A 13,596-nucleotide genomic window follows, 5' to 3' on the forward strand; every position below is an offset into this window, starting at 1 on the left:
GAATACCTCGGAAACAATAAAAGTCACCTTACGATGAAGTAAGGTGACTGAATAAATTAATCAATTCTAATTAAGACGCGGACACTACTGTCGGCTTGTCTTCTGCCTTACCAGCTTCTTTCTTTGCTGGCTCTGAAGTTGCTTTCTCATCGGCATCATCTTCTGGAACATCTTCAAAGCCTAGAACTAGGGTTAGAACAAATGACAGAACAATAGACAATGCGATCAGACCGAACACCCAAACGATACTCATCGGATCATTCACATCGAAGAACTGAACGCTCGTAAACAGACTTGGTGCTGCCATCGAGTGACTCGCAAGACCACCCATACCCGCTAATGCACCTACGATGAAACCAGTAATCATTGTTGCGATAAGTGGGCGTTTAAGACGAACAAGCACACCGTACAATGCAGGCTCAGAGATACCGGCGAAGATAGCTGAAGCACCCGCGGCCAATGATGTCTGCTTAAGTGCGCTGTTTTTGGTTTTGTAAGCAACAGCCAGACACGCGCCACCCATACCAAGGTTGGCACCGATTTCTGAAGGCATAACCATACCTTCACGACCAGTCTCGGCAATCGTTTGAATAATCGTTGGAGTAAATACACGGTGCATACCAGTCAGAACAAGTAGTGGCCACAGCGCACCCATGATAGCAACCGACAACCAACCTAATGTGTCATGAATCGTGTAAACAAGCGCTGAAAGTGCAGTACCAACCCAAATACCAAATGGACCGATAAGTACGATAGCAACCGGAGCTGCAATCAATACGATCAACATAGGTTTCAGGAAGTTTTTAGTCACAGCAGGGGTAATGCTATCTACCCAACGTTCTATGTAAGAAAGAGCCCAAGTCATCACAAGTACAGGAATAACCGTGTAGGTGTATTTTACTGACGTGATTGGGATACCGAAGAAATCAACGTGCTTGCCTTCTGCAGCTTGCGCCATCAATTCCATGAAGTTAGGGTGGATTAAGACACCGGCAATCGCAATGGAAAGAGACATATTGGTCTTGAATTTGATCGATGCGGAAGCGGCAACCATAACCGGTAGGAAGAAGAAGGCGCCATCGCCAATCGCTTTCAAGATAATCAAGGTAGGTGCATTTGGCTCAACCCAGCCCAGCATCTCAAGTACCATGGCGAGCAGTTTAACCATTGAAGCGCCAATGATTGCAGGGATAAGAGGCGACATGGTCCCAACCAGTGCGTCCAACATTTTCGCACCAATTGATTTAGCCGTTAGCTTCTCTTTTTTAGCAGGAACCTTTGACTCAGATACAGTGGATAGCTCACAAAGCGCCATCACTTCTTTGTATGCATACGATACCTCGTTACCAATGATAACTTGTACTTTGTCTCCATTATCAACAACACCCATCACACCTTTCAGTGCTTTTAGTTTGTTGATATCGACGCCATCTTGGCTGTGTAAAACGAATCGTAGTCGAGTCATACAGTGTGTCAGGGCTGCCACATTTGTCTTGCCCCCAAGATGCTCAACAACAGATTTCGCAATTGCGCGGTAATCGTTGGCCATTTTATCCCCCAAAGATCTCTTTCCAGTGATTTTTAAACGCGAATATAGTGAGATGTGACTAATTTTCAGTCAGTAGGATGCAAAAACAATCACAATTGTTGTGAATTGTTGTTTTGTGTTCTTCATCACACTTCCTTAAGTTACCGGTAACATGTTACCGATAACACTTATAAGATAAAGCCATATTTACAAGCGATGTTCAAAATTGAGATCACGCGCAAATTTGTTAAGAGGATTGAGTTATGGCTGGTAGTAGTGTCATCGTCATGGGTGTCAGTGCTTGCGGGAAAAGCACGATAGGCGAGCAGTTGGCAAAAAAACTTGGGCGTAAGTTTATTGATGGTGACGACCTTCATCCTCGAGCAAACATTCAAAAAATGGCGTCAGGCCAACCTCTTAATGATGATGATCGTATTCCATGGCTGGAGCGTGTTCGTGATGCAGCGTACAGCCTAGAAAGTAAAAATGAGCACGGCATTATTGTGTGTTCTGCGTTGAAGAAGAAGTACCGAGACCAAATTCGCGAAGGGAACAAAAACCTCACCTTTCTCTTTTTAGATGGCGATGTTGACCTGATCTTGCATCGAATGCGTCAGCGCCAAGGTCACTTCATGAAAGAGAACATGATTAAAAGCCAATTCGAAACATTAGAAAGACCCGATCACGAACCAGATACGGTTGTCATCAGCATTGATGGCGATATTGATGACGTTGTGGACTGTGCTGCGATTGTGCTTTCAATGACTGATGAGGCAGAAACCGTATGACCCTTCCAACGATCCAAGCAGTTACTCAACGATTAATCGAACGAAGCAAAACGACTCGTGAAGCGTTTCTAAACCGAACTCAACATCAAGCCTCTGCAGGCAAAGGTGGCAAAGGGCTTTCTTGCGGCAACTTGGCTCACGCTGTCGCGGCTTCTTGTTCCGATGAAAAACGCTCGATTCTTGATCTCACTAAATCCAATGTGGCGTTAATCAGCTCTTACAACGATATGTTAAGCGCCCACCAGCCGTATCAACATTATCCTGATCAGATCAAAAAGGCGTTAACTAAGTTCGGCCACACCTCTCAAGTAGCGGGCTGCGTTCCCGCGATGTGTGATGGAGTAACTCAAGGGCAACCAGGAATGGATATGTCTTTGTTTTCAAGGGATTTGATTGCTCAATCGACGGCTCTTTCACTTAGTCACAACGTATTTGATTCGACCCTGTTACTCGGTATTTGTGACAAGATAGCTCCAGGGCAATTGATGGGCGCGCTCTCTTTTGCACACCTACCGACCGCCTTTGTCCCAGCAGGCTTGATGGCAACGGGCATCAGCAATGATGAGAAAGTACACGTCCGCCAAGAGTATGCTGCAGGTAAAGTAGGTAAAAATGCCTTACTGGATATGGAGTGCAACGCTTACCATTCCGCTGGTACATGTACATTTTACGGCACCGCGAACACTAATCAGCTCGTATTCGAAGCAATGGGCTTGATGCTACCGGGCTCTGCGTTTATCCATCCTGACTCCGAATTACGCGCGCGATTAACTCAGCACGCTGCAATCGAGATCGCCTCGATGACACCACAAGCTTCAAATTTCCGCCCACTTTCTGAAGTCTTTACCGCTAAAAGCTTAATCAATGGCATTGTTGCCCTACTCGCCTCAGGTGGCAGCACTAACCACAGCATTCACATGGTCGCAGTAGCACGCGCAGCAGGGTTCATTCTTACTTGGCAAGATATCAGCGATCTATCCGATGTGGTGCCGTTACTTGCTAAAGTCTATCCCAACGGCCCAGCAGATATGAATGCGTTCCAAGCGGCAGGAGGAGTTCCCGCGCTATTACGCCGTTTAGATCAAGCCAACTTACTGCACCGAGATGTCACACCAACCTTTGACTCGTTTGAAGATCAAATGAGTATTCCAGAACTGGAAAATGGAAAGCTAACGTGGAAAAAGTGCGAACAGTCGGCAGACGCAGAGGTAATTGCAGGCCCAGAACAAGTATTCCAAAACACAGGCGGAACGCGAGTCCTTTCAGGGAACCTTGGCAACGCAGTGATTAAGGTGTCAGCTGTAGCAGAAGAGCAATGTGTTATCGAAGCACCTGCGGTAGTTTTTGATTGCCAACATAAGGTAGAAGCCGCGTATCAACGAGGTGAACTGAACAAAGATTGCATTGTTGTGGTGATAAACAATGGCCCAGCTGCAAACGGTATGCCTGAACTGCACAAGCTCATGCCGATTCTAGGTAATGTTCAGAAACAAGGGTTTAAAGTGGCTCTGGTTACTGATGGTCGCCTTTCCGGAGCCTCAGGAAAGATCCCATCCGCGATTCATGTCTCACCAGAGGCGATTCGAGGCGGAACTATTGGGCTTGTTCGCGAAGGCGACATCCTGCGCTTAGATTGCGCGAGTGGCGAACTCAATAACCTCAACGACATGCAATCTCGCCAAGCGAAGGTATTTGAGGCAGACGCCAACCAGCAAACCATGGGGCGCAACCTATTTAGCGTGATGCGCCAAAGCGTTTCGAGTGCAGAACAAGGGGCGAGTTTTATCGTCTAACTGTGTTATCGCTTAAATGTAAAAGCAAAAGGGGTATCATTTCGATGCCCCTTTCAGTTTCCACGATACTTGGTTAAACGCTTTCGCCATCCGTGATGCGATAGCCCATATCCACTACCGTTTCCGTGACTGGCTCACCTTTCAATCGGGCAAGCAGTAGCTCGGCACTTTTCTTACCTATTTCATAACGTGGCGTATCCACGCTAGTCAGTTTTGGGCGTATGGTTTGACCGATATCTAACGCGTTATAGCCCACCACAGATAGCTGTTGCGGCACTTGGATTCCACGTTGCTGGGCAATGAGCAAGGTACCTATCGCGATGTCATCATTGGTGCAGAACACGCCATCTAGATCTGGGTAATCCGCAAGAGCGCGATCAAGCAGATCTTCAGCCAAAGAGAAGTTAGAGTGCTGCTCAGTCAACACATGCTTAGGCTCTAATCCAGCCTCATGCATCGCTTTGTCATAACCTTGCAAACGCAGCTTAGTTCGCGCATCCAATCGAGCGCCAAAGTAAGCAATAGAGCGTTTACCAGCTTCAATCATTCGCTTCACCACATGGTAAGAAGCATCGATATGGTCCAAGCCAACAACCATGTCGATCGGATTGGTTGGGAGTTCCATCGTTTCAACAACAGAAACACCTGAATTCTTGATCATCTGTAACGTGCGGGGGGTGTGGTGGCTTTCCGTCAATATCAACCCATCAACTTGATACGAAAGCAGCGAAGCAATTTTTTCCTCTTCTTCCACAGCATCATAGCTAAAGTGAGCGAGCAACGTCTCGTAGCCATTCTCTTTAGTAACCGTTTCGATACCTTGAACAAACGCGGCAAAGATTTGGTTTGATAACGAAGGGAGCAAGATACCGATCGCTTTACTCGACGATTTCGAGAGCATGGCTGGCGCTTTGTTTTCGATGTATCCCATCTCTTCAATAACCGCAGCAATTTTAACGCGCGTTTTGGCTGCGACTGAATCGGGATTGCGCATGTAACGAGAGACGGTCATCTTTGTGACCCCCACTTGGTCTGCAACATCTTGAAGTGTGGTTCGAGCTTTCTTCTGCTGTTCTGTCATAACTATTTGAACTCTTTATTATGTTACATGTAACATTATAAAGTTCTCACCCCCTCAAGTTCAACCCATTCATTCTCATCGACACATAGTATTGAAATGGTTCACCCTTTGGCAAATTAGCATGGCGTTAGCGAAAAGAAGACATTACGCATACTTGATGAAAGCTTGGCTTAACCGCTGAAAGAGTGAATCTACGTTGGGAAGGCTCGTCAAATGCACGGACAACAGTGTATGAACCTGAGCATCCACCACGGTCGGGTTATCGCAAATCTGATTATAAAAATTCACAGGCGCAACAATGTTCTCTAAGTCGGCATCTAACAAGATACAAGCTTGCGAAAGTACAATTTGGCCGCCCCCTTGTTTAAGCAATACACGCTGCGCAGTACCCACTATTTTTTGTTTATTGATATTGAGATTGTAGTCACCATCACAATAAGAACCGGGGGTTGCGTGTACATCCACATCGATGCCCAGTTCTTTAAAAAACAGGGTTAATACATCACATAAATGTCGATACGCTTTTGGGATATTGTAGGCTTCATCGCGAGGCCAATGATAAATGTGCGATAGGTTAATGATCCCCGGTAGTTGAGGAACGGGAGCGCCACCGGTTTTTCTTGAGGTGAGTTGCCAGCCTTGTGCCGCGAGTTGTTTTCTAGACTCTAACGTCACTGGCCATTTTTTACCCGCAGGCAAAACGAGTGTCGGCGTTTTTGCTTGCCAAAGCATTAAGGCTTGTCCAATCTCACCAGCCTGTATTTGCTGCAATAACTCAGCTTCTTTTTCAAACGCACGATCAACATCAATGTGCGGGTAACGTACGAGTTTATTCGTTAACTTCAATGCACTTTCCCTCTACAGATTGTGGTGACCTACCATTTAACATTCTGAAATGGTTGATGAGATATGTGGCTACGTAGAGCGCCAAAAGTTAGTTATTGGCGCCATAGTCGTTTGTTAAGTGCACACACTCGGCTCTTTCGACAGTTTATCAATTAAGCTCTCTATTTTGTCACAATTCAAATTTGGTAAGTGATTGCTACAATGATTTCGAATCAAAGGTAATAAGTATTCATCCACTTTATCAGGTGATGTTTTACTAAGCTCTTTATGTGCGAGAAGCGATGTCGTAAATACTTCTTCTAACAGCTCTAATCGCTGCTTCGAAATATCACTAGCGAACATCGCGTTTAGAATTAAAGCATGAATTACCTGCTTTTTATCTTCACCTTTCAGTTTACACAACGTGTGATTTATAGAAGCATTTGAGACTTTTATAAGAGTTTCAGCTGCATCCGTATTGTGATATCTAAATAACTCATACTCTTCCTTTAAGCGTTTGCTATGCTTCTCGTCCAAATCATTTAGAGTGATGGAAGCTAGATAATACATCCCACCAACACCGATAAAAAAACTAATTAGAGCTACTGAAATGTACCTAACCATATTGCACCTCCTGTGCATATAACGCCCGCTTAAGTTGTGAGTAACGCACCACTGAACCTAACTTAGACATCGTAATCACATAAGCCGAAATTGACACCCAAATTGCTAAGCGTTACGAATCGACTTGAAGCGCTTGTGTACGCCCAGCATGGGCATGAACTAATGAGGTGAAAGTCCTCTGTAGGAAGATCACCGTTCAAATAACGTACTGTTATTAAACGTTAACTACTAGCGAATGGCAAGGGCTTACCCGCGAGGGTTGGTCTAGAGGAAGCCGCTAGCAAATTTGCGAGCTGATGAACAAGAACATCATATGAGGCGTAGGCTAGAGGTGAGTTGGCACAAGACGACGAAACCACGTGATCTAATGGCTACCGTAAATGATGCAGCAGTGCAAAGAAAGTTCATGTTCTTATCTGGGGAGATCTGCTTAGCAAGCGATCGTTAACTTAACCAGCTTGGCCTCTGGTTCAACGGGCCTGGCGTGTGAGCATCATCAACTTATGCGAGCGAAAGTGATGAATAACGATAGCGCGGATCGGAGCAATTCGGTCTGTGATTAAGCAGAAGTCAGCAGACGGCATAGTAGCCCAACGCCCATCGTAATGGATGGGACATGGTGAAGGCCTGAACATTTAGAAGAAGGAGGAGTCATGTCAAACTTGCCGATACCCACTACGTCGCCAGACGATTACTATCTGCAGCGTCTTGATCTGCAACCGGCCTTCAACAACGATCTATTTCAGCAACTGCTCAAGCCTGAAAATTTACACCGAGCATGGCGTCAAGTTAAAGCCAATAAAGGCGTGGCAGGCATCGATGGGATGACCATCGACGCTTTCCCGCAATGGATGCAACAAGGCGGCTGGCAACAGTGTAAAACCCAGCTTGAGTTAGGAGAATATCAACCTTCAGCGGTCAGGCGCGTAGAGATCGATAAGCCCGATGGCGGTAAACGTAAATTGGGGATCCCTAACGTTATTGACCGTGTCATACAGCAAGCGATTGCCCAAATACTCACCCCGCTATTTGACCCATTTTTCTCGGCTAACAGCTTTGGCTTTAGGCCGAACAGAAATGCCAAACAAGCGGTATTGCAAGTTAGGGATATCATCAAACAGAAACGCAATTTTTCCGTGGATGTTGATCTGTCTAAGTTCTTTGACCGAGTTAATCATGATTTACTCATGACTCAGCTAAGGAGTAAGGTTCAGGATAAGCGCCTATTGGCCCTTATTGGTCGTTACCTACGGGCTGGTGTGATGGTCAATGAGCAATTTGAAGCAAGCTTTGAAGGTGTTCCTCAGGGCGGCCCCCTCTCGCCATTACTATCAAATATTATGTTAGATAGTTTGGATAAAGAGCTGGAAAGCCGAGGGCATCAATTCGCCCGCTACGCGGACGACTTTATCATCTTGGTAAAGTCTCAACGAGCAGGTGAACGGATACTCAAAAGTATTACTCATTACCTAGCCACTAAGCTGAAACTGGTTGTTAATGAACAGAAAAGCCAAGTGGTTAAAGTAAGTCAAAGTAAATTTCTAGGTTTTACATTTAACCGAGGCAAGATCCAGTGGCATGCTAAAACGCTGCACATTTTCAAACAAAAGATGAGACGGCTGACGAACCGAAACTGGGGCGTAAGCATGAGTTATCAACTGTTTAAAGTGCGGCAATACCTGCAAGGTTGGATCAACTACTTTGGCATTGCCAATGCCTATCAAGGGTGTGTCGACCTAGACCATTGGATCCGTCGTCGCGTACGTATGTGCTACTGGCGTCAATGGCGAAAACCACGGACTAAAGTACAAAACTTACTTAAACGTGGTGTCAGGATCCAATCAGCCGTTGGCTGTGGTATCACAAGTAAAGGTCCATGGCGAAGTTCGAAGACCCCCGGAATACAGCAAGCACTGAGTAATGAATACCTTAAGAAAGCGGGACTATTTTCACTAAGAGATGGATGGATCGCAGTTCATTACCCTAACCAGAAAGTTTAGGTTAGGCGTTCTAAATGAACCGCCCTGTGCGGAGCCGCATGCAGGGTGGTGTGGGGGCTGAGGGTTAGACACCCTCGGCTACCCGATTTTCTAGGCTAAGCCAAGTTTACACTTCAACAGGCTTTGCTCTAAAGCTCTTGAACAGCTTAACCAGAATAGGACTAGATAGAACCAATACCGCTAAAATAGTGAAGGTCATGGTGATAGGACGTTCCCAAAGGAAGCTGAGTTCACCATCACTGATCATCAGTGCGCGTCTCAAGTTCTCTTCCATCAAACCACCTAATATGAAGCCAAGCAGTAACGGTGCGAGCGGGAAGTTGGCCAGCCTTAACGCTATCGCCGCCATTGCCACAATTAGCATCACAAACACATCCATCGTGTTGAAAGACACCAAGTACACGCCTGTGATTGAGAAGAAAATAATCATTGGCAGTAGTACCGTTCTTGGTACCGCTAGCAGTTTAGAGATATATGGGATCAGCGGTAGGTTTAAGATAACCAGCACGATGTTGCCAAAGTACATCGAGATAATCACCGACCAAAATACATCTGGATGCTCAACGAACAAGCGAGGACCCGGCTGAATACCATAAGCAATCAATGCACCTAGCATGATTGCTGTAGTACCAGAGCCCGGAATACCAAGTGTCAGTAGTGGAACGAATGAACCACTTGAAGCTGCATTGTTTGCTGATTCAGGAGCAACAAGACCACGAATACTGCCTTTACCAAACTCTTTCTGCTTGTCTTTTGGCGCTAGGCTGCGTTCCATGCCGTAGCTTAAGAAAGCTGCGATAGTCGCGCCAGCACCCGGAAGCACGCCAGTGAAGAAGCCAAGAATTGAAGAACGAATCGAAACGGGCGCGACTTCTTTGAACTCTTCTTTAGTTACTTTCATGCTGCCAATATCGGCCATCTTTTGGCTTTCTTCGCCGCTGGTGTCTTTCTCAGGTTTCAAAATACCCATTAAAGTCTCACCTAAAGCGAAGGTTGCCATAGCAAGAAGTAGGAAACTAAAGCCATCCATTAGGTCTGTTAGGCCAAACGTGAAACGCTCAACACCAACACCTTTATCGATACCAACAGTAGATAGCATCAAACCAAGAATGGTCATCATCCATGCCTTTATTACCTGACCTGGACCTGCAAACGCCGCTACAGCCGATAGACCTAACAACATCAATGCGAAGTAGTCTGACGACTGGAAGCTCAATGAGACGCTTGCTAAAGCCGGTGCTGCAATCAAAAGCATGATTGCTGACAGCGTACCGCCAGTGAAAGAAGAGTAGGCTGCTAGTGCCAACGCTTTACCAGCTTGGCCTTTTTGTGCCATTGGGTAGCCGTCGAACGCGGTTACTACTGTTGAAGAACAACCTGGAGCATTGATTAAGATTGATGACGTTGAGCCACCAAATACTGCGCCGTAGTACACACCTGCCATTAAGATTAAGCCAGAAGAAGGATCTAGGCCGTATGTAATCGGGATCATCAACGCGATTGCTGAAATTGGACCTAGCCCCGGAAGCATACCGATGAAGGTACCCACGAAGCAGCCCACAATTACCATCATGATGTTCATTGGCATCACAGCGGTAGAAAGTCCTTGTAAAATTCCGTCTAACATAATGTTATCCCTACCAAAGAGTGAAGATTAAGCCAGGCTCTAGGTAGATATCTAAGCCTTGAGTTAATAATAAAAAGAACGCGATAACGAAAGGAAATGACGCGCCAAATAAAACAGATTTACGGCGCTCACCCAATAGGTAAAAGCCAGCAAGCAAGAAGAAGCTGGTTGCTAAAACAAAGCCAAGATAAGTCAGTCCAACACCGTACAAAGCCATTAACACTAAAAAGCCAATAAGCAGCTTCCAGTTCAGCGGCGTGGTGTCGCATGAAACCTTCTGGTCCGGTTGTCCTGTAACTAGTAGGATCAACGAAAGGCCAATGCCGATAAACGTTAGCAGGATAGGTAAGGTTCTTGCTGTGAAGGGTTCGTACTCGTCACCGGGGAACAAAGGAATCAGCGTGGTTTGGTAGCCATAGCATAAACACGCCAACATAAAGAGCATGGCTCCGATGCGATCCTTCGAAAGCAAAGATTCCTTACTCAGAAATTTGGTTGGTAAGTCCGACATATCCAACTCCATTTAGGGTGGTATAAAAAGTAAAAAAGCCGTACATGAGCGAGTCAATGAAATGTCTGGGATCACTAACCAAAGGTAAGCGAATTACGGTACTGGTTTATCAGCCACTTGCGTTTACAACGAATCGGCAAGCGTTAGTAATACGTCTACGAATAAACAAAGGAGTTTGAAGTTAACTCATGTACGGCGAAACAAGGAAAGAGTAAGAGGGCACATAGACCCTCTATGGTTGCTGGTTATTTCAAGAAACCAAGCTCACGCATTAGGTCGCCCATCTGTTTTTCTTGGTCTTCTAGGAAGGCGTAAAAATCTTTGTCAGCTTTGTAGTTGTCAATCCAACCGTTACGGTCACGAACCACTTGCCATTCATCAGTCTTGTACATTTTGCCTAGCGCTACATTCCACTCGTCGATTTTTGCTTGGCTAGTACCTGGTGCAGCGAAGAAGCCACGCCAGTTCGCAAACACAGTCTCATTGCCGTATTCAGTCAGTGTTGGGATGTTTGGTGCCGCATCAAGACGTTTTGGTGCCGTTACTGCCAATACTTTTACTTGGCCTGATTTAGACATTTCTAGTACTTCACCAAGGCCTGTCGAAAGCAGTTGCGTTTCGCCAGAAAGCAGTGCTGCCATCGCTTTACCGCCAGCATCGTAGGCAATGTAACGTACTTTCTTCGCATCAAAACCTTCGCCTTTGAACGCTGCCGCTACAACAAGGTGATCCATGCTGCCACGAGCCGAGCCGCCAGCGATTTTCACTTTACGTGGGTTGGTTTCGAACTCTTTAACGACGTCTTCCCAAGTGTTGTACTTAGAATCCGCAGACGCGACGATTGCACCGTAATCGGCAATGGTTGCTGCTACAGGAGTCAGATCTCTGAAAGATTGAGGGAAGATACCCGTTAGTGAGCGAACAACGATAGGCGTTGAGTTCACCATTAGTGTGTCTTCTTGGCGTTTAGCGGTCTCGATTAGGTGAGCAATTGCTTTACCACCGCCACCACCAGATAGATTTTGGAAAGAGACATTTTCTACGATGTCTGATTTCACCAAAACATCACCCGTGCCACGCGCCGTCATATCCCAACCACCGCCAGCGCCGCCTGGGATTAGGAAGTGGATTTTTTCTACGTCAGCAGCAAAAGTGTTAAAAGAAAAGGTTGCTGCGATGATAGAAGCCGCAATAGTAGGTTTCAGTGCCTTGAACATGGTTCACGTTCCTTATGTGGAGATCTCTTCAATGGAGAGAAACTTATGTTTTATATCCAACTACCAAACACATGAGTAGGGTATTGCTTAGTAGATAAATTCAAAGTTAACGATATGTTAATGGGTTGTCTGTAATGCGGTGATATTGAGGATAAAGAACATTGGGTAAATAAAGTTCATAAAGTTCACGGATTGGTCACTCTCTCTTACCCATAAAAGAGTCACGTATGTTGATGTAAACAAATATCTCGAGGTCACGTGCTAGATGACGACATCTAGAATGACTGTGTTGTAGAGTAGACGATGAATGAAAGGCGCAGATAAATGCGAATTTTTTCATCTGAGGGTTACATGTAAAGGCGTTATACCGGTAAGGCGTTTAAAAACTGAAAGAAGCATAGAAAGTAGATGAGACCATAGCAATTTTGTTCAATAACGGGTTTTGAAGTTTAGGTACTTTAGTGTTTTAGCAAAAGAATAAACGGAACTGACATGGAACAATTATGGGTAGCTATGTTCACATTTGCGATGATTGGAGCTTTGTCACCTGGACCGGTAAATTTCGTGGCAACTAGTACGTCGGCCAATTACGGCTTAAAGGTTGCGCTGAGGTATGTAGTAGGAGCGAGTATTGCTTATGCCATCATCGTTTTTTTGTTCAGGAAGCTTATTGCGATTATTAGTAAGTGGGATTCCAAATATTGCGTGGTTGATGAAAATTGTAGGGACCCTATTTTTACTCTATCTCGCAAAACAAATTGCTTTTGCGCCATATCAAAGCATTGACTCTATTTCGCAAGACAAAGCCCCTAAAGCGTGGCAGGGCGCATTTTTGCAATGTATAAATCCCAAAGCTTGGTTAGTTGCGATGTCGGGTATTAGTTTATATGTTGTCGATCAGCCATCGTCTTCCATCGCGCTGCTGCTCTTTACCTTGATATCTCTAGCTGCATGTTTGGTGGGGGTGGCGAGTTGGGCATTATTAGGGCAGGCGATAAGGAAGGCATTACAATCTGAGGTGAAGCAAACAATGTTCAACAGGGGTATGGCTGGACTACTCGTCGTTTCGATAGTAAGTATTTGGGTATGATAAGGAGAATGATATGGCAAAGGATCGCACGGTCGCTTTTAAGCAAAGCACCTTGTTGCCGAACATTGAAATTAGAATAGCGGATAGATCGAGCGCATGCTATGACGCGCATTCTCACGATGAATTTTCGTTTGGTGTTATTCAGCAAGGCGCTGCTCAGTACCGCAACCTAGGTTCCCAACACCAAATAGGGCGTGGTGATATTGTTACTATTAACCCCTCAGATATTCATTCTTGCAATCCTGCTACGGTAAGTTGGTCTTACAACATGCTATTTGTGGATACTCATTGGATGGGTAATATCCAACAGCAAATAACAGGGGATAGACAATACGATTATTGTGCGTTTTTGCACGATTACGAGAGAGGGGGCGAGGTTAGAAACAGCTTTCAACAGCTTTACACTTCTCTTGTTAACGGTCACTCCTATCTTGAGGCCGAAACTCATTTTTATGATTTTATTGGCTCCTCAAAACCACCGCCTAGGGCGGTGGTGATTGTTCCTTGAGGCT

12 protein-coding genes are annotated in these 13,596 nt (G+C 45.5%); 5 read left to right on the forward strand and 7 right to left on the reverse strand.

The features are described from left to right. Positions 1-70: 70 nt before the first annotated feature. Positions 71-1,549, reverse strand: coding sequence for a PTS cellobiose/arbutin/salicin transporter subunit IIBC (ascF, locus tag ED652_RS02885; RefSeq protein ID WP_122053453.1), 1,479 nt, complete (start codon positions 1,547-1,549; stop codon positions 71-73). A gap of 242 nt (positions 1,550-1,791) precedes the next feature. On the opposite strand from ascF, the gene ED652_RS02890 reads away from it, so the two are divergent. Then, positions 1,792-2,316 carry a gluconokinase gene (locus ED652_RS02890; protein WP_122053454.1) on the forward strand — a complete coding sequence of 175 codons (525 nt, stop codon included), beginning with the start codon at positions 1,792-1,794 and terminating at the stop codon, positions 2,314-2,316. Next, positions 2,313-4,109 carry a phosphogluconate dehydratase gene (edd, locus tag ED652_RS02895; RefSeq protein WP_122053455.1) on the forward strand — a complete coding sequence of 599 codons (1,797 nt, stop codon included), beginning with the start codon at positions 2,313-2,315 and terminating at the stop codon, positions 4,107-4,109. Before ED652_RS02890 ends, edd begins: the two co-directional genes overlap by 4 nt. A 73-nt stretch (positions 4,110-4,182) precedes the next feature. On the opposite strand, the gene ED652_RS02900 is transcribed toward edd, so the two are convergent. From ED652_RS02900 to ED652_RS02910, 3 genes are all read right to left on the reverse strand, one after another. Beyond that, on the reverse strand, positions 4,183-5,190 hold the full coding sequence (locus ED652_RS02900; protein ID WP_122053456.1) for a LacI family DNA-binding transcriptional regulator: 1,008 nt from the start codon (positions 5,188-5,190) through the stop codon (positions 4,183-4,185). Positions 5,191-5,334: 144 nt separating this feature from the next. Then, a complete protein-coding gene (locus ED652_RS02905; protein WP_122053457.1) occupies positions 5,335-6,036 on the reverse strand; it encodes a lipoate--protein ligase in 702 nt (233 codons plus the stop codon). 114 nt (positions 6,037-6,150) lie between these two features. Beyond that, entirely contained in the window at positions 6,151-6,639 is a 489-nt protein-coding gene (locus tag ED652_RS02910; protein ID WP_122053458.1) for a hypothetical protein, read from the reverse strand. A 653-nt stretch (positions 6,640-7,292) separates the two neighbouring features. Between ED652_RS02910 and ltrA the strand changes: the two genes are divergently transcribed. After that, on the forward strand, positions 7,293-8,639 hold the full coding sequence (gene ltrA / locus ED652_RS02915) for a group II intron reverse transcriptase/maturase (RefSeq protein WP_102502984.1): 1,347 nt from the start codon (positions 7,293-7,295) through the stop codon (positions 8,637-8,639). Between the two features lie 106 nt (positions 8,640-8,745). Here the strand turns inward: ltrA and ED652_RS02920 are convergent, their stop codons facing one another. The 3 genes from ED652_RS02920 to ED652_RS02930 form a co-directional block, all read right to left on the reverse strand. Further along, positions 8,746-10,266 (reverse strand): tripartite tricarboxylate transporter permease, encoded by a 1,521-nt coding sequence (locus ED652_RS02920; protein ID WP_009846586.1) that lies wholly within the window; start codon positions 10,264-10,266, stop codon positions 8,746-8,748. A 10-nt stretch (positions 10,267-10,276) separates the two neighbouring features. Continuing rightward, on the reverse strand, positions 10,277-10,777 hold the full coding sequence (locus tag ED652_RS02925) for a tripartite tricarboxylate transporter TctB family protein (protein ID WP_122053459.1): 501 nt from the start codon (positions 10,775-10,777) through the stop codon (positions 10,277-10,279). 245 nt (positions 10,778-11,022) lie between these two features. After that, positions 11,023-11,994 (reverse strand): tripartite tricarboxylate transporter substrate binding protein, encoded by a 972-nt coding sequence (locus tag ED652_RS02930; protein ID WP_102464664.1) that lies wholly within the window; start codon positions 11,992-11,994, stop codon positions 11,023-11,025. Positions 11,995-12,631: 637 nt separating this feature from the next. Between ED652_RS02930 and ED652_RS02935 the strand changes: the two genes are divergently transcribed. Then, positions 12,632-13,084: a LysE family translocator gene (locus tag ED652_RS02935; protein WP_122053460.1), complete on the forward strand. Its 453-nt coding sequence runs from the start codon at positions 12,632-12,634 to the stop codon at positions 13,082-13,084. 13 nt (positions 13,085-13,097) lie between these two features. Further along, positions 13,098-13,592 (forward strand): AraC family ligand binding domain-containing protein, encoded by a 495-nt coding sequence (locus tag ED652_RS02940; protein ID WP_254051677.1) that lies wholly within the window; start codon positions 13,098-13,100, stop codon positions 13,590-13,592. The last annotated feature ends 4 nt before the right edge of the window (positions 13,593-13,596 follow it).

Origin of the sequence: Vibrio sp. Evd11 (genome assembly GCF_900382755.1) — a bacterium.
Lineage (GTDB): Bacteria > Pseudomonadota > Gammaproteobacteria > Enterobacterales > Vibrionaceae > Vibrio > Vibrio lentus.

Excerpts from the sequence above, each read along its gene's own strand:
- ascF (WP_122053453.1), bottom strand. The coding sequence starts at position 1,549 with ATGGCCAACGATTACCGCGCAATTGCGAAATCTGTTGTTGAGCATCTT.
- ED652_RS02890 (WP_122053454.1), top strand. The coding sequence starts at position 1,792 with ATGGCTGGTAGTAGTGTCATCGTCATGGGTGTCAGTGCTTGCGGGAAA.
- edd (WP_122053455.1), top strand. The coding sequence starts at position 2,313 with ATGACCCTTCCAACGATCCAAGCAGTTACTCAACGATTAATCGAACGA.
- ED652_RS02900 (WP_122053456.1), bottom strand. The coding sequence starts at position 5,190 with ATGACAGAACAGCAGAAGAAAGCTCGAACCACACTTCAAGATGTTGCA.
- ED652_RS02910 (WP_122053458.1), bottom strand. The coding sequence starts at position 6,639 with ATGGTTAGGTACATTTCAGTAGCTCTAATTAGTTTTTTTATCGGTGTT.
- ltrA (WP_102502984.1), top strand. The coding sequence starts at position 7,293 with ATGTCAAACTTGCCGATACCCACTACGTCGCCAGACGATTACTATCTG.
- ED652_RS02920 (WP_009846586.1), bottom strand. The coding sequence starts at position 10,266 with ATGTTAGACGGAATTTTACAAGGACTTTCTACCGCTGTGATGCCAATG.
- ED652_RS02925 (WP_122053459.1), bottom strand. The coding sequence starts at position 10,777 with ATGTCGGACTTACCAACCAAATTTCTGAGTAAGGAATCTTTGCTTTCG.
- ED652_RS02930 (WP_102464664.1), bottom strand. The coding sequence starts at position 11,994 with ATGTTCAAGGCACTGAAACCTACTATTGCGGCTTCTATCATCGCAGCA.
- ED652_RS02935 (WP_122053460.1), top strand. The coding sequence starts at position 12,632 with ATGCCATCATCGTTTTTTTGTTCAGGAAGCTTATTGCGATTATTAGTA.
- ED652_RS02940 (WP_254051677.1), top strand. The coding sequence starts at position 13,098 with ATGGCAAAGGATCGCACGGTCGCTTTTAAGCAAAGCACCTTGTTGCCG.